We start from the raw sequence: 22,923 nt of genomic DNA, 5'->3' as shown, positions 1-22,923 counted from the left end.
CATGCCCGCGTCACGTGTCATCCCCATGTGCGACCCTACCGGAGGCACACTGCGGCGCGCGGCGTGCGCGCGTATGTGCGTGATGGCGCTGCCCCTGGCGTTGGTCTGGGGCGCGAACGCGATGGCGGCGCAAGCCACGGCCAGCAGCGGATCGAGTACGGGGGCCACTTCCGGGGGCAGCGGCGTGGCCACGAGCCGCACCGGCACGGCGTCGGGCACCGGCGGCAATTACCAGGACAATCGGCCGGTCGTCATCGGCAACAGTGCGTCGAGTAACCACGATTATGCGCCAAGCGGCCCGGGGACGAGCAATCCGTTCGGCTTTGCCGGCGGCTTCGCACCCAATGGGTGCGCGCCGAGTTTGAGTCTGGGTGATGTGGCGAGCTCGGACACCGCGTCGGTTCTGGATCGCCCGGCGGCGCCCCGGCGGGCGTCGGGTCGCTACGTGCAGGCGTCGGTTTCCGGCTCCGAGACCTACACCGACAATCTCAATCTCGACGCGCATCATCGGCAATCGGATTTCATCACCACGGTGGCTCCGCGCATCGATGCCTGTTCTTCGACCGGCAGAATCCGCGGCCAGGCAAGCTATCAACTCGAAGGGGTGGCTTATGCCGATCATGGCCACAACAACGACATATACAACGATCTGCAGGGCAGTACCTCCATCGATCTTATTGAAAACCATCTGTATCTGGATGCCGATACGGAGTACGGACAACAGGTGATTGATCCGTCGGTTGGCTATGCGCGCTCGAACATCATTCGGCCGAATCAGAACAAAACGACCGCATGGCACACGAATATCAGCCCCTATGTAACCCAGTCTCTCGGCGGCTTGGGCCAGGGCATGCTGCGTTATCGCTATGGGCGATCGATCTACGGCGACAACAGCGTTCCGGACACCACGGTTAATGGCGTCTCCGCCAGCGTGACCAGTCCGACTGAAGTCGAGCCATTGAGTTGGCAGGCACAGGTCGTCACTGAGGCAGTAAAGAGTTCGGGCGGGAATGCGCAACGGTTCATTGATCGCTACCAGCAGATCTTCGGTGCCGGCACGTTGCCGCCCGGCTACAATGGCAATTCCAACCAGACGCAGCATTTCGACAGTGCCACACTGCAACTGGGCTACCGCGTCTCCCCGACGCTGACCCTCACCACCCAGGGCGGGGTCGAGGATAAATACCGACCCAATGGCAGGAACGATCGCTGGTCGGCGCCACGCTGGCAGGTGGGGGCGCGCTGGGGCAGTGCCACCAATTCTCTGGAAGTGAACTACGGTCACCGGTTTTATGGCGCCAGTTACTCATTGGCGGCATCGCACCACGGCCGCCTGCTCGATTTGTCGCTGCGTTACAGCGAAGATCCGTCTTCCCCCGGCCTCGATGCGCTCAATAACGCCGGGTCCGGCTATGCCTTCGGCTCGGTGGGGTCGATCGGCGACTTGCTCGGTGGCGGCGGGACCGGCTACAACGGCACTAATTCACTGCTCAATCGCGGCACATACATACGCAAGCGCTGGCAGGGGCGCATCGGTTTCCATACGGCTCTGACACACAGCGAGGTTACGGGCTACTCACAGCGTGAGAATTATCGGTCGCCGGGCGTGACCGACAGCAGCAGCCATGGCCTCGAGATTGATACCCGCTACGCGGTTCGTCCGCGCACGAGCATCGTGCCCTCGGCGAGCTGGGATCATTACGACGGCAATTCCGGCAACGGCTCGAGTTCCGATGACTACACTGCCGGCGTGTCCGTCGTGCGCGCGATCTCGCCCAGTGCCGAGGCGGCGGTCGGCTACTCGCGGCAATGGCGAGACGAGAGCAACGGCCCCGGATATCAGGAAAACCGTATCACGCTGCAATTCCGAAAAGCGTTCTAGCCGTGTACGAGGATTTTTACAAACTTCAGGCGCGACCGTTCCAGTTGATGCCGGACCCGCGGCGGCTGTTCGAAACCGCCAGTCATACCCGTGGGTTGTCCTATCTCATCTACGGGCTGGAGCGGGGCGAGGGGTTTGTAGTGGTGACGGGCCCGGTCGGTACCGGCAAGACGTTGTTGCTCCAGGTTCTGCTGGACCAGATCAAGACGCGTCATCTGCTGGTTGCCCGTGTGGCCATGGCCAACATCGATGCCGACAATGTCGTGGCCACGGTGGCGGCGGCTTTCGGCGTGGCCGTGCGCGGACTGGCCAAGTACGAGATGCTCGACAATCTGGTCGGCAAGCTGTCGGCATCGCGGAACCGGCGCGCGCTGTTGATCGTCGACGAGGCGCAAACCTGCAGTACGGCGGCGCTCGAGGAACTGCGTATCGTGTCGAACCTGCAGGCACGCGGTCAGGCGCTGGTCCAGGTGGTGCTGGTGGGGCAGAGCGAGTTGCGCGACTTGTTGCTGCGCCCGGCGATGACGCATCTGCGCCAACGCGTCGTCGCCTCTTATCATCTCGAGCCGCTTAGCGCGGCGGAAGTGCCGGGCTATATCGAGCACCGCTTGAATACCGTGGGCTGGCGTGCCGATCGACTGTCATTCGGGCCGGGGGTATATGACCGCGTCTACGAGTGGTCGGGCGGGATTCCGCGCCGCATCAACCAGATCATGGACCGATTGCTGTTGCTCGGTTATCTGGAGGAGCGGCGTGAATTGACCCGCGACGACCTGGATACGGCTATCGAGGAATTCGAAGCCGAATTCGCCAGCGACGGCCTGATCTACGATGGCGCCACCAATGAGCGTGCGCGCATGGGCGAGGAGGGCGAGCAGGGCGGCGAACCGCCGACCTCGCCCCAGCTCGATCCACTGTTGGAACGGGTGGCCGCGGTGGAACGCGCCTTGCGCAGCGCTTACGGCGAAGAGCGTGTGGCTGAGTTGATGCGCTATCACGAGACCAGTGCGGCGCACCGCGAATTGGTCGATGCCATTCTTCGTGTCGAGCGGCTCGAAGCCACGTTGCGGGATCTCGTGCCTGAAACCTCCGCCGAGACCACCTCGGCCTATACTGACTGGCCCGATAACGAGCGCCGCGCGGCAAGCCCGGTCGCGCCGGGGTCCGCGGCTTATAAACTTAGGCGTCTGTTCAACCGGGAGTGAGCGCCGTGACGGCCATTGACTGGCAGCCCGAGGCGATATCCAGACCCACACGCGTCAGCGCGAACGCGATGACGGTGGATGTGGAAGAATACTTCCAGGTCTCGGCCTTTGAGCAGCATATTGCGTTCGACCAATGGGCGCGCATGCCGTCGCGGGTTGAGGCGAGCACCGACCGCATTCTGGCGATGTTCGAGCTCGCCGGGGTCCGCGCCACCTTCTTTACCTTGGGCTGGGTGGCTGAACGTCACCCCGCACTGATTCGTCGTATCGTGGATGCCGGGCACGAGCTGGCCAGCCACGGCCAGAACCATGTGCGTGTGATCAATCAGGATCGCGACACCTTCGGCGCCGATATCCGTCAAGCCAAGGCCGTGCTCGAAGATACCGGCGGGCAGGCGGTTAAAGGCTATCGCGCCCCGAGTTTCTCGATCGGTGCGACCAACCTCTGGGCGCTCGACGAACTGGCCGCGGCCGGATACCGCTACAGTTCGAGTATCTATCCGGGCACGCACGATGCCTACGGCATGCCCGGGGCGCCGCGGTTTCCGTTTCGGCCCGGGCCGGGGAGCCGCCTGATCGAAATTCCCGTCACCACGGTGGAAATCGGTGGACGACGGTTGCCCTGTGCCGGCGGCGGCTTTTTCAGACTGTATCCGTATCGGGCCACCCGTGCCGCATTGCGCCGCGTCAACCGGCGTGATCGACAGCCGACGGTATTCTATTTTCACCCATGGGAAGTCGATCCGGAGCAGCCGCGCGTCCCGGGGCTGGATCCCCGGCGTCGTTTCCGCCATTACCTGAACATCCATCGGGTCGAACCTCGCCTGCGGCGTCTGCTGGCGGATTTCCGCTGGGATCGCATGGATCGGGTTTTTGCGGTTGAAGAAGGCTGCAGCGACGACGCCGCTTCAAGGATGAGCAACGCATGAGTGCCGAATCGCTTCAGGTGCACACGCTGGGCCAGGACGAGGCCGCCTGGGAGGCCTTTGTGGCCGCGAGTGCCGATGCCACCTTCTTTCATCGCGCCGGCTGGAAACGGGTCATCGAGCGCGCGTTCGGACATCGCTGCTATTTCCTGTACGCCACGCGCGACGGTCGGATCGAGGGCATCCTGCCCCTGGTTCACGTCCATAGCCGATTGTTCGCAAACGCCCTGATTTCGACGCCGTTCTGTGTCTACGGTGGCGTGGTGGCCGATACCGCCGAGGCCGAGTCGGCGCTCTATGCCGACGCGTGCCAGCGCGCCCGCACGCTCGGGGTGGATTACTTCGAGTCGCGGGAACGCGCGCCGCGACACGCCGACTGGCCACGCAAGGATCTTTACACCACGTTTCGCCGCGAACTCGCCGACAACGACGAGGACAACCTCAAGCTCATCCCGCGCAAGCAGCGCGCGGTGGTGCGCAAGGGCATCAACAACGGGCTGAGCTGGACCATCGACAGCACCATCGATCGGCTCTATCCGCTCTATGCCTACAATCTGCGAAGCCTGGGCACGCCGGTATTCTCCCGGAAGTACATGCGCGAGTTGCTGCGGGTGTTCGGTGACGACTGCGACGTGTTGACCGTGACCCACGAGGGCGTGCCAGTGGCAGCGGTGCTCAACTTCTATTTTCGCGACCAGGTGCTGCCGTATTACTCCGGCGCCGGGGCGAGTGCGCGCGACCTCAAGGCCAACGACTATCTTTACTGGGCGCTCATGCAGCACGCCACCGCGCGCGGCGCCCGCCTGTTCGATTTCGGGCGTAGCAAGGTCGATACGGGGCCCTATCATTTCAAGCGGCATTGGGGCTTCGAGCCTGAGCCGCTGGCTTACGAATACTATCTCTCGGGCCTGGATTCGATCCCGGACATCAGCCCCAATAATCCGAAGTACGCGATGTTCATCAAGGCATGGCAGAAGTTGCCGCTGCCGATTACGTGCCTGGTCGGCCCCTGGCTGTCGAAGGACCTGGGTTAGTGATCGGCAGCGACTGGTTTCGGCTCGGCGGCGTTACGCCCTTGCCATATGTGGGGCAGCGCCGCGGCGTTCGGGCCGCCGCCGGTCGACGTCGCGTGATGACAAGCCGCACTCACCATGGGTGAACTGCTTTATCTGTGTCATCGCATCCCCTATCCCCCGAACAAGGGCGACAAGATTCGCGCCTTCAACTGGCTGCGCGCGCTCTCCAGCCGGCATGTGGTGCATCTGGGCGCATTCGTCGACACCCCGGATGACTGGGCCTATCGGGGTTGCCTGACTCAGTGGTGTGATCAGGTCTTGTTACGGCCAATTGCACCGCGCCGGGCGAGGCTGCGGAGCCTGACTGCTCTGGCCCGTCACGAGGCCTTGAGCTTTGCCTATTATCGCGACCGGAAGATGCAGGCCTGGGTCGACCGGCTCATGAATGAGCGCGCCATCGATGCCGTGCTGGTGTTCTCGTCGACCATGGCGCCTTATGTGCTTCGGCACGACCGCGTTCGTCGTGTACTCGACTTTGTCGACGTGGATTCCGACAAGTGGGCACAATACGCCGGACACGCCCGGGCGCCGATGCGCTGGGTCTATGCGCGCGAAGCGAAGACACTGGCCGCGGGCGAGCGCCGACTGGCACGTACATTCGATGCAAGCGTGTTCGTGTCGGCCGCCGAAGCGGATTTCTTCCGGCGCATGGTGCCGGAGTGCAGCGACCGCGTGCATGCGGTCGCCAATGGTGTGGACGCGGGTTATTTCGACCCGGAGCCTGATTATGCCGATCCGGGCCAGGGCGGGGCGGCGCGGATCGTGTTCACGGGCGCCATGGACTACGGCGCAAACGTCGATGCTGTCACCTGGTTCGTCGAGCATGTCTTCGAGCGCGTGCGCGCCGTCGTGCCCGCGGCACGATTTGTCATCGTCGGCACGCGGCCCACGCGCGACGTGCGAGCGCTTGCCGCACATGACGGCGTGGAAGTCACCGGCGCCGTACCCGATGTACGGCCTTATTTTGCGCATGCGCGCGTTGCCGTGGCACCGATGCGTATCGCACGCGGCCTGCAGAACAAGGTGCTCGAAGCGTTGGCGATGTCCCTGGCCGTGGTCATGACACCGCAAGCCGCGGCTGGGCTGGAAACCGGGCACCATGGGGTCTGCGATGTGGCCGATACGCCCGAAGCATTCGCAGCGGCGGTCATCGCCCGGCTGACCGGCGCGCCGGACGGGGCCGGGCGGCGTGCCGCACGCGATTATGTACTGACCCGCTACGCGTGGCCGGCACGCGTCGCCGAACTCGATCGATTGCTCATCCCGGTAGGCCCGGGCGTTACGCCCAAGTCGGAGATATCACTATGAGCGAAGGCCGTACACGGGGCAGCGCCATCGAGCGCGCGATGGCGAGCCGGGCCGGCGCCGCCCCGCAGATTGCGGTGCATCTGGGGTTTGTCGCCTGCATGGTGGCGTTCATTGTGCTCTATGCCAGCAGCTATCGCTCGCTTGTCAAAACCTGGGCAGACACCGGCACTTTTCAGTACGCCTTTCTGATCTTCCCGATCTGCGCCGTTCTCGTCTGGGGCCGGCGACACTGGCTGGCGCGGGTGGCGGCACGGCCGCGACCGATCGCTTTCACCGGCGTGGCCGCGCTGGGCGCGCTCTGGATCGTGGGCGCCGTGGCGGATATCAATCTGGCGCGCCACATCGCGGCGGTGTTGATCTGGCCGGTGATGGTGTATCTGTTCTATGGGCCGCGGGTGACCGGGGTGATCGCCTTTGCACTCGGCTATCTGCTGTTCGCGATCCCGTTCGGCAATTTCATGGTCGGGCCGCTGCAGACGGTCACCGCCCATCTGTCGGTGCTTGCGCTCGAGCTGACCGGCGTACCGGTGGTCATGGATGGGCATTTCATCGATACCCCGGCCTCGGCCTGGCATGTGGCCCAGGCCTGCAGTGGCATCAAGTTCTTCGTCGCTACCACGGCGTTCGGCGTGCTCTACGCTCATCTGTTCTACACCCGTCTGCGACGGCGCCTGGTGTTCGTCGGCTTCGCCCTGGTCGTGCCGATCATCGCCAACGCGCTGCGCGTGTATTTCACCATCCTGATCGGTGAATACCTCGGCCTGCAGTATGCGACCGGCACCGACCATCTGATTTTTGGTTGGCAGTTCTTCGGTACCGTACTGGTGTTGCTGTTCGTATGCGGCTGGCCGTGGCATCAGGCGCCGCCGTCCGGGCCCGAGCCGGATCACGGCCTGCCCGAAGACGGGGCGGCTCGCATGCGCTGGATGGTGCCGGTGGCGCTCGCACTGATCGTGCTCCCGGCGACCTGGTATGCGGTGACCGGCTTGCTGGCGGCAAGCGACGACCGGCCGGGTCCGGCGACGCTGCCAGCACAGCTGGCCGATTACCGGGCATTGAACGACGGCTCCAACGGCAACTCCGCGCCCCCGGAACGGGGGCTGGATGTTCATCTCAGCCGCCGTTACGGCGATATCGCGCGTCCGATTCGGGTCGATTACCTGGGTATCGACGCCGGCAGCGACGGCCCGGATATTCTTGATATCCGGCGCGGGCTTTACGACACCTCGACATGGCAGGTCGTCGCCGGCCCCACGACCGTGAAGGTGGGCGGCAACGGCCCCGGATTCACCACTCTGACGCTCAAGGCGACGCGTGGCGACGGCGCGCGCGTGCTGCTCTACGCCTATCGCATCGGAGCGCGATGGACGCCTTCGCCGCTGCATTTCAAACTATGGCAATCGATCGATCGCTTGCTTGGCCAGCCGACACCGGCCGGCATGCTGGTGGTCTCCGAAGCCGGTCGGCCCCGGCCCGCGAAGCTGGCCCGGGTCGCGGCTGATGCGACCGCGTCGCTACGGCGTGCGGAGGGCTCCGGTTCATGACGCGCCAACCACAACGCCCCAAGGTGGTGCATGTAATCGACCGGTTCGGCGTCGGTGGCATGGAATCGGTCGCGCTCGCGGTCATTGCAGCAACGCGTGATCGGTACGCACATCGCATCATCGGTTTGCGTAATCGCGGCGAATTGGCCGTCCGGGCGGAGGCGCTAGGGATAACGGTCGAGTCGATCGACAAGCAGCCGGGCAAGGATCCGGCGGCCTATCTTCGCCTGTATCGCCGCCTGCGCGCGCTCGCGCCCGACATCGTGCACAGCTACAACATCGGCGCCATCGATGCCGTTGTGCCCGCGCGGTTGGCCGGCTGCCGGCATATCGTGCACGCCGAACACGGGCGGGATGCGGCCGATCCGAACGGTTCGAACGCCAGGTATCGCTGGCTGCGTCGTCTGCTCGCGCCGGCCATCAGCCGTTTCGTGCCGGTATCGGCGGATCTGGCGGGCTGGCTGGCGCGAGATGTCCGCATACCGCGCTCGAAGATTGTGCTCATTCGTAACGGCATCGATACCGAGCGCTTCGCGCCCGGCGAAGCGGCCGACGTGCCGGGCTTGCCCGCGATCGAGGCTGGGACTCGCGTGATCGGCACGGTGGGCCGGCTCGATCCGGTGAAGGGCTTCGATCATCTCCTGGACGCGGTGGCCGTTTTGACGGCCCGGAGCGACATGCCGCCGCTACATCTGGTGATCGTCGGCGACGGACCTGAAAAAGAGCGCCTGGCCGGTCGCGTGCGTGAGCTCGGGCTCGACGGGCAGGTGACACTGGCCGGCCAGCGCGATGACGCCGATGCCTGGTTCAAGCATTTCGATGTCTATGTCTGCTCATCGATTGCCGAGGGCATCGCGTTGACCGTGCTGGAGGCCATGGCCAGCGGCCTGCCAGTGGTGGCCACGGCCGTGGGCGGCAATCCGGAACTGATCGCGGACGGCGAGACCGGCCTGTTGGTGCCGGCCCGCCAGCCCGAGGCCATGGCCTCGGCGCTGGCGCGTGTACTGTTCGCGCCGGAGCGGGCGCAGGCGATGGGGCAGACGGCCCGCCGTCGGGTACAGGCGGAATTCAGCGTGGCTTCGATGGTGGCCGGCTATTGCTCGCTTTACGATGCGCTGCTGGCGCGTTGATCAGGAGAACATGCCATGTGTGGTCTGACAGGAATCGTTACCCGCAATGGCCGACGCCCGGATGCGGCCGTGTTGGACGCGATGAACACCGTGCAGGCGCATCGCGGGCCGGATCAGCATGATCAAACAGTTGTCGCCGGCTGCGGACTGGCCCATCGACGGCTCACGATTCTCGACCCCACCAGCGGCGAACAGCCGATGGCGACCGAGGACGGCCGCTTCACGCTGATCTATAACGGCGAAATCTACAACTATCGCGACATCAACCGCGAGCTCGAAGCCGTCGGGTACCGTTTCCAGGGCCACTGCGATACCGAGACGCTACTGCGGGCCTGGCAGCATTGGGGCGCGGCGTGCGTACAGCGGCTGCGCGGCATGTTCGCCTTTGCTGTCTGGGACGCCGAATCCGGCCGTATTCATCTCGTGCGCGACCGGCTTGGCATCAAGCCACTGTATTACGCCGTGACCGCCGCCGGCGACCTGGTCTTCGGCTCGGAACTGAAGACGCTGATGGCGCATCCCGATCTGTCGCGGCGGCTGGAACCCCTTGCGATCGAAGGATATCTGGCGCTCGGCTATGTGCCGGAACCGCTGTCGATCTTTGCCGGCGCCTACAAGCTTGCCGCCGGGCATCGACTATCCTGGGCCGCGGGCGAGGGCGAGCCGCGCGCCGAGGCTTACTGGGACGTCGATTTCGGCCCGCGCGATGCGCCGGACGACGGGGTCGCGGCCCAGGAACTGCATGCCCGGCTGGACGAGGCGGTGCGCATGCGGCTGGTGGCCGACGTGCCGCTCGGGGCGTTTCTCTCCGGCGGGGTGGATTCGAGCGCGGTGGTTTCATTGATGGCCGGCGCCTCGCCCGACCCGGTCCGGACCTGTGCCATCGGTTTCGACGATAAAGCCTTCGACGAGTCCGATTACGCCCGGCGTATCGCCGAACAGTACGGCACCGACCATCGCGAGCATCGCATCTCGGGCGATGACTTCGGCCTGATCGATACGCTGGTCGACGTCTACGACGAGCCGTTCGCCGACAGCTCCGCGTTGCCGACCTATCGTGTCTGCGAACTGGCGCGTCAGCAGGTCACGGTTGCCTTGTCCGGCGATGGCGGCGACGAGGATTTTGCCGGTTATCGCCGCTATCGCCTGCATGCCAACGAATCCCTTGCACGCGCCCGGATACCGCGCGCGATTCGCAGGCCGCTTTTCGGCATGCTCGGTCGCGTTTATCCGAAAATGGATCGCGCGCCGCGTTTCCTGCGCGCCCGGACCACGTTTCAGGCGCTGGCAATGGATACGGCCGAAGCGTATTGCCACAGCGTGTCGATGGTGGCCGAGGACCTGCGGGAGCGTCTTTACAGCCGCGCCTTCAAGCAACAGCTGGGCGGCTATCGCGTGCGCGACCTGTTCAACGATCTGGCGCCCAACGCCGGCAGCGACGACCCGGTGTCGATCGCCCAGTATCTCGATTACAAGACCTGGCTGCCCGGGGACATTCTCACCAAGGTCGATCGCGCCAGCATGGCGCACGGTCTAGAAGTGCGCGTGCCGCTGCTCGACCACGAATTCGTCGCCTGGGCCGCCGGCCTGCCGCGCGACTACAAACTGCGTCGAGGGCAGGGCAAGTACCTGCTCAAGAAGAGTTTCGAGAACCGCCTGCCGAACGACATCCTGTATCGTCAGAAGAAAGGGTTTTCGGTGCCGCTCGCCGACTGGTTTCGTGGTCCGTTGCGCGACATCGGCGCCGCGGCGCTCAACGCCGGCCCGCTGGTCGAATCCGGCATCTTCGAGCCGCACGCGCTCGGCCGGATATGGGCCGATCATGTGAGCGGCCGGCGCGATCACGGCACGGTGATCTGGTCGCTGTTGATGTTATCGCGGTTTCTCGAGCGCGAGGCGGGTATGCCGCCGGTAGCCGCTTGTGCTTGATGGAAACGGGGGCAAGCCGATGCCTGAGAACGGACCCGTGAGCGGCCGCCGGCTTCGTATTGCCGTTGTCACCAGTCTGTATCCGAATAGTGCGCAGCCTCGCCACGGCATTTTCGTCGAGGAACGATTACGCGGACTCGTCGATACCGGACTCGTGGAAGCGCGCGTGATCGCCCCGGTGCCGTGGTTTTTCTCGAAGCATCCCCGGTTCGGGCGGTATGCTCAGATGGCATCGGTTCCGCGGCGGGAAACGCGCTATGGCATTGCGGTCGAACATCCGCGGTATGTTGTTGTGCCGAAGATCGGCATGACTTGGGTGCCGGCCACGATGGCGAGCGCGGTGGCGCCGTGTTTGAAGCGGTTGCGGGTGGAGGGTTTCGATTTCGATCTGATCGACGCGCACTACGTCTATCCGGACGGGGTCGCTGCGGCCCGGTTGGCGGCGCGCTTCGATCGGCCGTTGACGATCACGGCCCGCGGCGCCGATATCAATCAGATCGCCGCCATGCGCACCCCGCGACGACAGATTCTGCAGGCCGCACGGCGCGCCGGTGGCCTTATCGCGGTATCGCAGGCGCTCGCCGACGGGATGCGCCAACTCGGCTTGCCGGACGACCGGATCCATACGTTGCGAAACGGGGTGGACTTGAGCCGCTTCTCGCCGCGGGATCGGGATCGGGCGCGTGCACGACTGGGCTTCACCGGCCGCGTCTGGTTGTGCGTAGGGCACCTGATCGAACGCAAGGGTATGCATGTGGCGCTAGCGGCCCTGTCACAAATGCCCGACGTGATGTTGGTTCTGGTGGGGGACGGACCCGAAGAGGGCGCGCTGCGAGCGCAGGCCGAGCGTCTCGGGCTCAGCGCGCGCGTCCGGTTCGAAGGGGCAGTCGCGCACGACGACTTGCCGGATTATTTCTCGGCGGCCGATGTACTGATGCATGCGGCCGGCTCGGAAGGCATGCCCAATGTCGTGCTGGAAGCGTTGGCCTGTGGCTGTGCCGTGATCGCGACGCCGGTCGGCGGCATTCCGGAAATCATGACCGGGCCCCCGGCCGGCTGTCTGATGGCGGCGCGGGATGCCCCGGCGATGCTCGACTGTTGGCGGCAACTCGAATTGTCTGGCGTACTCGACGAACAAGGCCGCGTTGCGCGTCGGAGTTATGCCGAGCAGTTCGGCTGGGCGCCGACCACCGAAGGTCAGCTGGCCATCTTTTCTCGGCTTACCGGCGTGGACCTTGGCGCCCGAGACGCTGCACGTCCGATCGTGGGTGGGTCATGAGAATCCTGTATCACCACCGGATCGGGTCCAAGGACGGCCAGTACGTACACATCGAGGAAATGGTCGAGGCGCTGCGCGCCGCCGGCCACGAGGTGCGGCTCGTCGGCCCCGAGGGTTTCGATCAGCGTGAGTTCGGCGGTGAGTCCGGGCTGGTTTCGAAGCTTAAGGCCCGTATCCCGGGCGCGATCTATGAACTGATGGAACTGGGCTACAACGGCGTCGATTATGCCCGACTGGCCCGCGCGATCGACGCGTTTCGGCCGGATGTGATCTACGAGCGCTACAACCTGTCGCTGCTGTCCGGGGCGATCGCGCGCCGCCGTTTCGGCGTGCCCTTGCTGCTCGAAATCAACGCCCCCTTGTTTGCCGAGCGATCGGCGTACGGTGGGCTCAAATTGCCGTTCCTGGCGCGCTGGACCGAGCAACGCGCCTGGCGCGCCGCCGATCATGTGTTTGCCGTAACCCATGTTCTCGCCGATCAGGTTGCCGAGGCGGGCGTCGCGGCGGCGCGCATCACGGTGACGCCGAATGGCATCAATCATCGACGGTTCGCCCCGGAGATGGATGCACAAGCCGCCAAGACACGGCTCGGCCTTGATCCGTGCACCACGGTGATCGGGTTCGTGGGCTTCGCCCGTGAGTGGCACGGGCTCGATGCCGTGATCGAGTTGTTGGCGGAGTATCGCGACACGCGGTCGTTGCATTTCCTGTTGGTGGGTGACGGACCGGCGACCGAGGCACTGCGGCAACAGGCCGAAGCGGCGGGCGTGGCCGATGCTGTGACCGTGACCGGCGTGGTGGATCGCAACGGCGTGCAACGCCATGTGAATGCGTTCGATGTGGCGATGTTGCCCAATGTTGTCGCTTATGCCTCGCCGCTGAAGCTGTTCGAATACATGGCCTGCGGCAAGGCGATCATCGCGCCGGATCAGCCCAATCTGCGCGAGATTCTCACAGCCGACCACGATGCCGTGCTGTTCGAACCAGGCTCGCGGGATGCCTTCAAGGCCGCCATGCGGCGGCTGATCGAAAATGAGTCGCTGCGCGCGCGGCTGGGCGAGGCGGGCCGCGCGACGCTGGTCGATCGCGATCTGAGCTGGGCGGCCAATGCGCGGCGGGTGGTCTCGATTGCCAACGATCTCGCGGCTGGCGCGTCAGATGCCGGGTACGGTGGCCGATGATTCGCAAGCGTCTGAGTTCGATATACCGCCGCCGGCCCGCGGCCGTGGTGGTCGGTGGCGGGCTCAATGCGCTCGGCGTGGTACGCAGCCTGGCGAGCGCAGGCGTGCCGGTGCATCTACTGGCGGGCTCGCGTGACCTGCCGGCCGCGCGGAGTCGTTACGTCGATTTCCATCGTTACGATGATCGTGAGCCGGAAAACGCAGTCGGCGCGCTGGCCGATTGGGCGGCCCGGCATCCGGGCCCGCGGCGGCCGCTGATTCTCACCGAAGAAGAGAAAGTCGCCGCCGTATCCGAGCAGCGCGCGCGCCTCGAATCCAACTACGTTCTCCAGCTGCCGCCAGCGGATACGGTGATACGTCTGCTAAGCAAGGATCGCTTCCACGCAGCGGCCGAGGCCGGCGGGTATGTTGTTCCGCGCACCCGCCATATCGGTTCGATCGCCGACCTGGACAGGCTCTCGGCGCTGGTGCCGCCGCTGGTGATCAAGCCAGCGGGCCGCCAGCGCGCATTTCTCGCCCGCTTTCCCCGGGCTTGTCGCGCCGAATCGATCGATGGCGCGCGCGATCAATTGCGGGACATGCTCACCGTCTCGGGCGATCTGATCGTTCAGGAGTGGGTCGACGGCGACGATTCGACGATCTATTTCTGCTTGCAGTGCCTGGGCGACGGCGATCGTGAGCCGGTATCGTTCGTGGGCCGTAAGCTGCGCGCCTGGCCGCGCCAGACTGGCGGCACGGCGCGTTGTGTCGCCGCACCCGACGCGGCCGCGGCACTGATCCCCCTGACCGCACGCTTCTTTCGCGAGCAGGGCGTCGTCGGGTTGGCTGGCATGGAGTACAAATGGCGTGCGGCGACCCGGGAATATGTGATGATCGAACCGACCATCGGACGCACCGACTACCAGGAAGAAATTGCTACGTTGAACGGTGTGAATCTGCCATGGGCGGCCTATCGTCAGGCGCTCGGCCAGGTTGCCCCGCGCGTGGCACGCGTCGCGCCGGCCCGGATCTGGAAAGACCCGATGGCGGATGCCAACGCGGCCGCGGCGGGAGAGACGATCGCTTTCCCCGCGCCAAGCGATGCACGGGTGGTCGATGCCCTCTGGCGGCGGTCGGACCCGTGGCCCGGATTGCTCGATCTGTACGACCGCGCGCGGGCCCGGGCGGCTCGCCTGATGGTGCGTAGCTCATGATTACGCCGGTTCTGGAACGCGCGCATCCGCGCTGGATGGGCCATGAACTAAGGCGCTGGGCTCGGCACGATCGCCATCCGCTGTCCGACCCCGAGATCCATCTTCGCGCGGCGGCCGAGTGGCTGGCGCATGCGCACGACGTGGGCCAGTACGGCGGCGTGCCGGCGTTCTACGACGCCCGACGTCAACGCTGGGAAGCGTCTTACCCCGAAACCACCGGCTATATCATTCCCACCCTCTATGCTTACGCCGAGCACGCTGGCGATCAGAGCTATTTCGATCGCGCAACGCGCATGGCGCACTGGGAATCCGATGTCCAGCTGGATAACGGCGGCGTCTGTGCGGGCACGCTCGCCGCGCCCCGGCTCGTGCCCACGGTGTTCAATACCGGCCAAGTGCTTTTCGGCTGGGCCGCCGCCTTCGAGCGCACCGGCGAGCCGCGTTTCGCCGACTCGCTCGAACGCGCCGCGGATTGGCTCGTATCCATTCAGGACGACGACGGTGCCTGGCGCCGCCACGGCTCGCCGTTTGCCACCCATCCACTGAATACCTACAACACCCGCACCGCCCTAGGCCTTCTCGATGCCGCACGCGCGCTCGACGCGCCGCGCTACAGCGATGCCGCGCGTGCCAACCTGAATTGGGCGTTGACCCAGATGCGGCCCAACGGGTGGCTCGACAACAACGACCTGGAGGATAACCGCCGGCCCCTGACGCATACGCTCGGTTACGCGCTGCAGGCGATGCTCGGCGCGGGCATGCGGCTCGGCGACTCGCGCTTCGTCGATGCGGCGCGCCTCGGCCTGGGTCGGATCGTCCAATGTCAGCGCCGCGACGGCAGCCTGCCGGGCCGGCTGGATGAACAATGGCGGGCGGCGGCGCCGTGGAGTTGCCTGACCGGCGACGTTCAGATCGCCTATGCCTGGCTGCAGCTCGCCCGCATCGATCAAACCGAGGGCTGGATTCACCACGCGCGACGCTCGATCGAATTCGTGCAGTCCACGCAGGACCTTGCCACAATGGAGCCTGAACGGCGGGGGGCGATCGCCGGTTCCTATCCCCGGCATGGTGGCTACATGACCAATCGTTACCCGAACTGGGCGGCCAAGTTCTTCATGGATGCGATCATGCTGTCGCTCGAGGCGCTCTGAGTATGCGTTCCCTGGCACTGGTCCTGTTCGTGGCCGGCACGTTGCCGATGGCGTTCGTGCGCCCGATCATCGGGTTGCTGTTGTGGATGATGTTCAGTTACCTGAACCCGCATCGGCTGACCTGGGGGTTCGCGGTGGATTTCCCTTGGGTTTTCATCACGGCGGGGGCAACGCTGCTGGCGCTCACCGCCCATCCGGGCGAGCGGCAGGCGCCGCCGATGAAACCCATCGTCGTGCTCATGACGTTGTTTCTGGGTTGGGTCACGCTGTCCACCTTCCAGGCCGCCGTGCCCGACGCGGCGTTCACGCGCTACGAGCAGTTCGTGAAGATGATGGCCATGGCCTACGTCACCCTGATGCTGGTCATCGATCGCCAGCGCCTCGACTGGGTGATCTGGACCATCGTGGCCTCGTTCGGCTTCTGGGGCTTCAAGGGCGGTCTGTTCACGCTGCTGACCGGCGGCAATTACCACGTGATGGGGCCGGAGAGCAGTTTTTTTACCGACAACAACATCTTCGCGCTGATCATGTGCATGACGCTGCCGCTCATGCGCTATGTCCAGTTACAGGTACAGCATCGCTGGCTGCGCCTTGGGCTCTGGCTATTGATGGGGCTGACCGCGGTGAGCGTGGTGGGCACTTATTCGCGAGGGGGACTGCTGGCCCTGGCGGTGACGGCGACCATGCTGGTCTGGAAGAGCCGGCGCCGGGTCATGCTGATTCTGGTCGCTCCGGTGGCCGCTCTGGCGCTCGCCTCGTTCATGCCACCGCAGTATTTTCAGCGCATACACACGATCGACAATTACCAGCATGATGCATCCGCGCAGGGACGCATCGAGTCCTGGAAGTTCGCAACCCACGTGGCGTTGGCGCATCCGCTGGTGGGAGGCGGCATGGAAGTCTGGTCAAGCCATGACATGTGGCGGCGCTATGGGCCGGAAGGCGCCGTCCCCGGGCGCGCGATCCACAGTATCTTCTTCGAGGTGCTGGGCGAGCAGGGATTCGTGGGGCTCGCATTGTTTCTGGCATTACTCCTGGCCGGCTATCTCGGCCTCGGCGGGGTACGGCGACGCGCACGCGCCGGCCCGGCCGAGGCTTGGTGGCTTGCCGATCTGGCGAGCATGATGCAGGTCAGTCTGGTCGGTTATGCGGCGGCCGGCTCGCTTCTGCCCACGCCTTATATCGACTTCCTTTATCAATTGCTGGCGCTGGTTGCCGTACTGCAGGTCATGGTGGCGCGGGTCGAGCAGGTTGCTGAATCGAAGTCGAACGACAAGGCTGCCACGCGGCGTCTTTCGAGACAATCGTCGCAAGCGCCGGGCCGACCGGGCTCGCGGACGGGCCGGCCATCGGCCGGCGGGCATCGGTTGCCGAACTGGTGATGGATAACGGCGACGACTCGGCCCGCGAGCGGCGCGTCCTGCTCGTGACCTTTCACTACCCGCCGCTGGCGGCGGCTCCGGGTGCGCTACGAGCCAGCGCCTTTGCACGCTATCTGCCGGCGTTCGGGTGGCAGCCGCATATTCTGGCGCCCCGCACCAGTGCTTACGACCCGGGCAGTTGCGAGGCCGGTGCCGTGGTTCCCGGCCATGTGCATCGTGCCTGGGCGATCGATGCTCGGCGCCATCTTGGTTGGCGGCGTCGTTATATGGCCTGGACCGCGGTGCCGGATCGTTGGGTGGCTTGGCTACCGGGCGCGATCGCCAGTGGCCTGGCGGCGATCTGGCGCCACGATATTCAGGTGATCTGGTCGACTTATCCGATCGCGACCAGTCACCTGGTCGCGGCTGTACTCGCGCGTCTGACCGGCCGGCCTTGGGTGGCTGAATTCCGTGATCCCATGACGCTCGATGGCGCGCCCGCACAGCGGCGCGTTCTGGCGGCCATCGAGCGCCGGGTCATGCAACAAGCGGATCATCTGATATTTGCGACTGACGGTTCGGCGCGCGATTACGTTCGTCGTTATCCGGCGATCGAGTCGCGCTGTACGGTTATCCCGAACGGCTATGATCCGGAGCTACAGCCCGATATGTCGGCGTCGCCCGAGGCCGGGGAGGCGTCTGCGGCGGCCGGTCCGCGACGGATCGTGCATTCCGGTCAGCTTTACTCGAGGGATCGCGATCCGGCGGTGTTGTTCGAAGCGCTTGCCGGGATGAAGCAGGCCGGTCGTATTTCGTCCGAGCAGGTGCGATTCGTGTTTCGCAATACGCAGGATGCCACCCTCTATGCGCGCGAGGTCGCCCGCCTCGGGCTGGAGGATCTCGTGGAGATCGCCCCGCGACTGCCACATGCTGCAGCGCTGGCTGAACAGGCACGTGCCGATGCCTTGCTACTGCTCCAGGGGCAAGGCTTCAATCGCCAGGTGCCGGCCAAGTTGTTCGAGTATCTGCGTGCCGGCCGGCCGCTGCTGGCTCTTGTGGATCCCGACGGAGACACCCGAGCGCTGCTCGAGGAAGTGGGGGTAGGCGAGTGTGTCGCCGCCCCTGATCGGCCGGAGGCCATTGCGGCCGCCGTATCGGCACTGATTGAATGCCTGGATCGTTACGGCAGCGATCATCCGCGTTGGCGCCCGGCGCCCGATCGATTATCGAAATATTCCCGGCGCGTGGGAACGGCACGGCTTGCGGAGCTGCTGCGCGAGTTGGCGCCGGAAGGCGATCGAATGTGCCACAAGGGCGAGGACAACTAGCCCCGTTCTGTTTGTCGTGGCCGCGATCGAATAGGCATTCCGGGCGGCTCAGCGGCCGAATACCCTGGCCACCCGATTGCGGACACGACGCAAATCGTAAAGCAGTATCTCCGCGGCGCGATCAGCATCGTTCTTGTAGCACAGGCTGGCTACGGCGATCTTCACGCCGAACTGGCGTCGTACGACATCGACATCCGGAACGCCCGTCGGCAGGCGAGCTTTCATACGGGCGACGAACGCGCGGCGGGTTGCGGCGTCCGGCATGGCACGCGGTCGCTGGATGATCCCGCGCACGAAGACCTCGACGGTATAAAAGCGTCGTTTCCAGTTTGCGCCCAATCGCTCATCAAGCGTAGTCGGGGAAAGCGCGCAGCGCTCGATGCGTGCGACACAGCGTTCGGCCGCGATCGGGAGGTGCATGAGCCGCTCGTCATCCAGCGCGTTCATTATCGAGCCGGTGCGATCGTTACGGTAGAAATACAATGGCGCATCGATATGCGCGAGCCGTGCACAGCAGGCGAGCCAAGCCCGGACGCTGGCAAGATCCTCGTACCACAGGCCCACGTCGAACCGGTCGTTGCCGATTGCGTCGCGTCGATAGAGCTTGTTCCAGGCGGCGTTGTGGGCCCCCCAGAAATCCGGCGTGCATCGGCGCCGGCTCTGGCCTTCCGCGGTGACATCGAAATAGTCGAACACGAAGATACCGACATCGGGACGTGCCTCGATTGCGGCAAGGCACCGTGGGACCAAGTCGGGCGACGTCCAGTCATCGCCATCGACGAACAATAGATAACGGCCTCGGGCTTCGGCAATGCCGGTGTTGCGTGCGGCGCCTAGCCCACCGTTGGCTTGGCGCACTACGCGTAGGCGCGGGTCCCGGTAGCGCGCTAACCGCGCTGGCGTGGCATCGGTTGATCCGTCATCGACCACGATGATCTCGCAGTCGCAGGCTTCAGGTACAAGCAAGGACTGAAGGCACTCGTCGATATAGGCAGAGATATTGTAGGCCGCGATAACCATGCTGATCGCGGGCTGCGGCGGCTCAAGCATTGGGACGGGTACCGTGGGGTAGGTCGGAAACGAACGCACAAATTATAGCGGCTTGCGTGATCATCGTAAGTCTTACGGCAGTTGGCTTATCACCAACGCATGTTGCTGGCACTTGACCATCGACGCGCATGTGCAGTGTCGAACCACATTCAACCGCGGCCAGAGCGTGCGGGACGTATCGACAAATCTCTAGAGGTACGACGCAAATTCGTCAGTGTAAAACGTCAAGGGCGGGAGATTGCGAGATATCCTGCGGCGATATCGCATCGCCAATGGGTGCGTGATGGAGCCGAGTAAATAGATCCAAGGTACGGGATATTCGGACGGTTGTCCGTTAATTTCGATACCTTTGCCCTCGCGTGGAAAGCGGGCGGGATTTTGGAGTAACGCGTCGTGAAGATGGTCCAATCGTCGGTTCACTTCTGCCCACCATCGCGTTGTGAAACTGGTCCCGGGCTTGAAGATAAATGCCCCGTTTCCTATTAGCTCGCGATAGTGGCGGCGCAGGTATCTCGTCTGTATGTAGCCGCGAAGTCTGGATGGCGCGCTGGCACCGAGTAGCTGCTGGCAGACGTAGTTGTTGGCAACGTGCGATGGGTCGACCTCCGGATACCCAGAAGCAATCAGATGCTGGTTTTTTTCTAGTCTTTCGACTTCACCTAGCCAACTCCGCTCTATCCACTTGATATCCGAATAACCACCGCCGTATCGATGCATGAACAGCGCTCTTAGGTAATCCGCTTTGTGGACATCGCAAAGCAACGGGAAAGCTGGATGGAGATCGCTGTCGTTGATATACCTGCCGAGATCGTTGTAACGCAAAAAGATAACTTCCAGGCCGGTATTTTTTAGCGTGGACAAAGCTGAGCGTCGAGCATCAGATAAAGCATTGTCGCCGAGCCAAAAACAGAACAGTCTCACCGTCCGGTCAACCTTTGCACAGGGTCAGAATAAATAAGTGACTTACAAATCGACGGCATATGACGCGCAGACGACCTATACGGCTCGCACAAACCTGTGAAACGTGATTATGCGGTGCTGGATAAACCATTTTTCGGAAATCGCTTTCCGTCTCGCGAAGTTGCCGTAGCTCTGATCCGCACTAGAAAAGTTAGTGTATTTTCAGGAAGCCGGATATGGTTATGAGTCATGACGTGGTGTTTCTAAAGCTCTAGTGGCAGGGGCGAGATATGCAAAAAATGTTTAGCACTTTTCGTTTCGTAGCGCGTTACCCTAGTCTGATCGTTTGGGTAATACTTTTAGCTAGCCTTGCTGTAGCAGGCACATCGTCGGCGGCAAACCGAGATAGTGTAGTGGACATCAGGCTTGCTCCGATCCTACCAGATTGTCATGGCGCGGCACCGGCGACTTTCGGTCAACCGTTCCGCCCGGGGGATGTGCCCTCGGGCCGCACTCTGATGCTGGTAAGCGGGTCGAAACATTGGCCGACCCAGGTTGATGTCAAAGCGCGTAACTCCGACGGCTCCATACGGCACGCGGTGATCACCACCGTCGTGCCCTGTGATCATCTTCGACGGTTGCAACTCGTCTCCCGGCCGGCTGCTCAGGTGCGCCGCGCAAACGCGCTCGACATCGCGGACGTGTTGCAGAGCGATTACGACAGCCAAGTCGTATTAAATCAGGGCGGTACGACATGGCAACTTGATGCGCGGGCGCTCTTGTCGAGGGTCGCTCGAGACGGCGGCTGCGCGGCCACGCCGATATTCTGCCGGCGATGGCTGTCGGGGCCGCTGGCCGGTGAATGGATAGTCGGCGCGCCGCCGGTCGATGCGGCAGGGCATGCGCATCCGCGGCTTATGGTGTTTTTCGCGATACGGGCCTATGGGCCGGCGCCGGTAACGAGCGTGCGTACGGACACGATTATCGAAAACGACTGGGCATACGCCCCGGACCCGACGAATGTGACCTATAGCGCCCAGCTGATCCGGCCGGGTCGCCCGCCAGTGACCGTGGACCGATTGACGCACTATCGGCAGGCTCGTTGGCACCACGTGCAATGGTGGGGTCGCTATACCAGCGCGCCGTGGTTTGCCGTACTCAATGGGCGCTATCTGCAAGCCACGCCTGCCGTGCCGCGTTATGAAGATCTCACACTCGACCCGGCGATGCTGGCGAAAGTGCGAAAACATTGCGCGCCCATGGATAACTGCGATGTCGAACAGCATATGGAGTCCACGGGGGCGCAGCCGCAGATCGGCCCGCTGCCACAATGGAGCGCCGCTTATGTGGTGGCGCCCTACGACTATCGGGTCTATCGCTGGATGCTAGCCGACAGCGATGCGGTGGCGGCCTATCGCGTGCATTATCGGCAGCGCGATACCGATGACGCATTGTCGGTGGATCAGCATCCTTGCGCCACTCTTATCGGGGCAGCCGAGCGCAGCAAGTGCGAGGTACCCCCACACGGCGACGACCGGTTGCCCTCATGTCACCACGACTGCGATACACCCCTGAACCCGGAAATTGCACATGCCGGTGCGCCGGCCTACGTCGCCTATATGGTCACCGGCGATTGGTTCTATGCCCAGGAATTGGCGTTCTGGGCCAGCTGGACCGTGTTCCAGTCCAATCCTGGTTATCGTGATTTCCGCTCGGGGCTGTTCCAGGGCGAGCAGCTTCGCGCACAGGCCTGGGCGCTGCGAACGCTGGGCGACGCAGCCTATATCCTGCCGGACGGATTCCCCGGTAAACCGGTCTTTGCGCACGTCGTCGCTCGCAATATTGCCTGGTACAACGCTCATTATACTGACAATCCCGATGCCAATGCGCTCGGCGCGATCATCAACGGCTATGCGATGTCCTATTCCGGGCCAAACGGCGACGAGCATGTCGGTATTGCACCCTGGCAGGCTTCCTTTTTCACCTGGGCTGTCGGCAATCTGGCCGATCTCGGGTTTGCCGGGGCCAATCGGTTGCGAGACTATGTTTCGCGCTTCCAGATCGGTACGCTGACGGCGCCGGGTTTCTGTCCGGAGCTGGCGAGCGCCTATTCGCTCAAGATCAGACCGAAGCCCGCGGCGCCACTCTACGAGAATTTTGCTGATGTCTATCGAGCCAGCTTTCCTGATCTTGTCTCGGCCGGATGCAATGCACGTGCAGTCAATAAAGGGTTGGCATCACGGCCGGATCAGCCCGGCTTTTCCTATCCTCCCGGCACTATGGCTGGTTTACCGAAAGACGACACGGGCTTTGTTGCAAACCTGCAGATCGGCGTTGCGGCTGCCGCGAACGCTCGTGATCCGCATGCGCGGGCGGCCTGGCGCTGGTTCATGGCCCGCCCGGTGCGCCCGGACTATCGTCATGCGCCGCAGTTCGCGATCCTGCCGACGCAAGCGGATTCCGGGACGCACTGATTCGGT

At 64.0% G+C, this 22,923-nt stretch carries 17 protein-coding genes; 15 read left to right on the top strand and 2 right to left on the bottom strand.

All coding sequences use genetic code 11. The features are described 5' to 3' along the window. Window position 1: 1 nt before the first annotated feature. The 14 genes from SALB1_RS00480 to SALB1_RS00415 all read left to right on the top strand — a co-directional run bounded on the left by SALB1_RS00480 (window position 2) and on the right by SALB1_RS00415 (window position 18,493). Complete coding sequence (locus SALB1_RS00480) at window positions 2-1,882, top strand: TIGR03016 family PEP-CTERM system-associated outer membrane protein (RefSeq protein WP_109992066.1); 1,881 nt, start codon at window positions 2-4, stop codon at window positions 1,880-1,882. Window positions 1,883-1,884: 2 nt separating this feature from the next. After that, window positions 1,885-3,087: an ExeA family protein gene (locus SALB1_RS00475; RefSeq protein ID WP_158590555.1), complete on the top strand. Its 1,203-nt coding sequence runs from the start codon at window positions 1,885-1,887 to the stop codon at window positions 3,085-3,087. A gap of 68 nt (window positions 3,088-3,155) precedes the next feature. Further along, entirely contained in the window at window positions 3,156-4,016 is an 861-nt protein-coding gene (locus SALB1_RS00470; RefSeq protein ID WP_109995199.1) for an XrtA system polysaccharide deacetylase, read from the top strand. Continuing rightward, entirely contained in the window at window positions 4,013-5,047 is a 1,035-nt protein-coding gene (locus SALB1_RS00465) for a FemAB family XrtA/PEP-CTERM system-associated protein (protein ID WP_109992064.1), read from the top strand. Before SALB1_RS00470 ends, SALB1_RS00465 begins: the two co-directional genes overlap by 4 nt. A 117-nt stretch (window positions 5,048-5,164) precedes the next feature. Further along, a complete protein-coding gene (locus SALB1_RS00460) occupies window positions 5,165-6,397 on the top strand; it encodes a TIGR03087 family PEP-CTERM/XrtA system glycosyltransferase (RefSeq protein WP_109992063.1) in 1,233 nt (410 codons plus the stop codon). Then, entirely contained in the window at window positions 6,394-7,941 is a 1,548-nt protein-coding gene (xrtA, locus tag SALB1_RS00455) for an exosortase A (RefSeq protein WP_109992062.1), read from the top strand. Before SALB1_RS00460 ends, xrtA begins: the two co-directional genes overlap by 4 nt. Then, window positions 7,938-9,071 carry a glycosyltransferase gene (locus tag SALB1_RS00450; protein WP_109992061.1) on the top strand — a complete coding sequence of 378 codons (1,134 nt, stop codon included), beginning with the start codon at window positions 7,938-7,940 and terminating at the stop codon, window positions 9,069-9,071. The genes xrtA and SALB1_RS00450 overlap by 4 nt, the downstream gene beginning before the upstream one ends. A 15-nt stretch (window positions 9,072-9,086) precedes the next feature. Continuing rightward, window positions 9,087-11,000: an XrtA/PEP-CTERM system amidotransferase gene (locus tag SALB1_RS00445; protein ID WP_109992060.1), complete on the top strand. Its 1,914-nt coding sequence runs from the start codon at window positions 9,087-9,089 to the stop codon at window positions 10,998-11,000. Between the two features lie 37 nt (window positions 11,001-11,037). Beyond that, complete coding sequence (locus tag SALB1_RS00440; RefSeq protein ID WP_199678619.1) at window positions 11,038-12,279, top strand: glycosyltransferase family 4 protein; 1,242 nt, start codon at window positions 11,038-11,040, stop codon at window positions 12,277-12,279. Continuing rightward, window positions 12,276-13,460 carry a glycosyltransferase family 4 protein gene (locus SALB1_RS00435; RefSeq protein WP_109992058.1) on the top strand — a complete coding sequence of 395 codons (1,185 nt, stop codon included), beginning with the start codon at window positions 12,276-12,278 and terminating at the stop codon, window positions 13,458-13,460. The genes SALB1_RS00440 and SALB1_RS00435 overlap by 4 nt, the downstream gene beginning before the upstream one ends. Next, a complete protein-coding gene (locus tag SALB1_RS00430; protein WP_109992057.1) occupies window positions 13,457-14,653 on the top strand; it encodes an FAD-dependent oxidoreductase in 1,197 nt (398 codons plus the stop codon). Before SALB1_RS00435 ends, SALB1_RS00430 begins: the two co-directional genes overlap by 4 nt. Continuing rightward, entirely contained in the window at window positions 14,650-15,804 is a 1,155-nt protein-coding gene (locus SALB1_RS00425) for a hypothetical protein (RefSeq protein ID WP_199678618.1), read from the top strand. Before SALB1_RS00430 ends, SALB1_RS00425 begins: the two co-directional genes overlap by 4 nt. Before the next feature lie 2 nt (window positions 15,805-15,806). Beyond that, window positions 15,807-17,186, top strand: coding sequence for a putative O-glycosylation ligase, exosortase A system-associated (locus tag SALB1_RS00420; protein ID WP_109992056.1), 1,380 nt, complete (start codon window positions 15,807-15,809; stop codon window positions 17,184-17,186). After that, window positions 17,186-18,493, top strand: coding sequence for a glycosyltransferase (locus SALB1_RS00415; RefSeq protein ID WP_109992055.1), 1,308 nt, complete (start codon window positions 17,186-17,188; stop codon window positions 18,491-18,493). The genes SALB1_RS00420 and SALB1_RS00415 overlap by 1 nt, the downstream gene beginning before the upstream one ends. Before the next feature lie 48 nt (window positions 18,494-18,541). Here SALB1_RS00415 and SALB1_RS00410 read toward each other — a convergent pair whose 3' ends face one another. Continuing rightward, the gene (locus SALB1_RS00410) at window positions 18,542-19,543 is read right to left on the bottom strand and encodes a glycosyltransferase family A protein (RefSeq protein WP_109992054.1); all 1,002 of its coding nucleotides are present in this window, start codon (window positions 19,541-19,543) and stop codon (window positions 18,542-18,544) included. 189 nt (window positions 19,544-19,732) lie between these two features. Then, window positions 19,733-20,464 (bottom strand): hypothetical protein, encoded by a 732-nt coding sequence (locus SALB1_RS18610; RefSeq protein WP_145961203.1) that lies wholly within the window; start codon window positions 20,462-20,464, stop codon window positions 19,733-19,735. 392 nt (window positions 20,465-20,856) lie between these two features. On the opposite strand from SALB1_RS18610, the gene SALB1_RS00405 reads away from it, so the two are divergent. Further along, window positions 20,857-22,917, top strand: coding sequence for a hypothetical protein (locus tag SALB1_RS00405; RefSeq protein WP_145961202.1), 2,061 nt, complete (start codon window positions 20,857-20,859; stop codon window positions 22,915-22,917). The last annotated feature ends 6 nt before the right edge of the window (window positions 22,918-22,923 follow it).

It is taken from the genome of Salinisphaera sp. LB1 (genome assembly GCF_003177035.1).
GTDB lineage: Bacteria > Pseudomonadota > Gammaproteobacteria > Nevskiales > Salinisphaeraceae > Salinisphaera.
Note: the sequence above shows the minus strand (reverse complement) of the source record. Positions and strands in the feature narration are given on the sequence as shown.

Coding starts and splice junctions, on each gene's coding strand:
- SALB1_RS00420 (WP_109992056.1), top strand. CDS start 15,807: ATGCGTTCCCTGGCACTGGTCCTGTTCGTGGCCGGCACGTTGCCGATG.
- SALB1_RS00425 (WP_199678618.1), top strand. CDS start 14,650: ATGATTACGCCGGTTCTGGAACGCGCGCATCCGCGCTGGATGGGCCAT.
- SALB1_RS00460 (WP_109992063.1), top strand. CDS start 5,165: ATGGGTGAACTGCTTTATCTGTGTCATCGCATCCCCTATCCCCCGAAC.
- SALB1_RS00450 (WP_109992061.1), top strand. CDS start 7,938: ATGACGCGCCAACCACAACGCCCCAAGGTGGTGCATGTAATCGACCGG.
- SALB1_RS00415 (WP_109992055.1), top strand. CDS start 17,186: ATGGATAACGGCGACGACTCGGCCCGCGAGCGGCGCGTCCTGCTCGTG.
- SALB1_RS00435 (WP_109992058.1), top strand. CDS start 12,276: ATGAGAATCCTGTATCACCACCGGATCGGGTCCAAGGACGGCCAGTAC.
- SALB1_RS00480 (WP_109992066.1), top strand. CDS start 2: ATGCCCGCGTCACGTGTCATCCCCATGTGCGACCCTACCGGAGGCACA.
- SALB1_RS00465 (WP_109992064.1), top strand. CDS start 4,013: ATGAGTGCCGAATCGCTTCAGGTGCACACGCTGGGCCAGGACGAGGCC.
- SALB1_RS00430 (WP_109992057.1), top strand. CDS start 13,457: ATGATTCGCAAGCGTCTGAGTTCGATATACCGCCGCCGGCCCGCGGCC.
- SALB1_RS00410 (WP_109992054.1), bottom strand. CDS start 19,543: ATGCTTGAGCCGCCGCAGCCCGCGATCAGCATGGTTATCGCGGCCTAC.
- SALB1_RS00470 (WP_109995199.1), top strand. CDS start 3,156: ATGACGGTGGATGTGGAAGAATACTTCCAGGTCTCGGCCTTTGAGCAG.
- xrtA (WP_109992062.1), top strand. CDS start 6,394: ATGAGCGAAGGCCGTACACGGGGCAGCGCCATCGAGCGCGCGATGGCG.
- SALB1_RS00445 (WP_109992060.1), top strand. CDS start 9,087: ATGTGTGGTCTGACAGGAATCGTTACCCGCAATGGCCGACGCCCGGAT.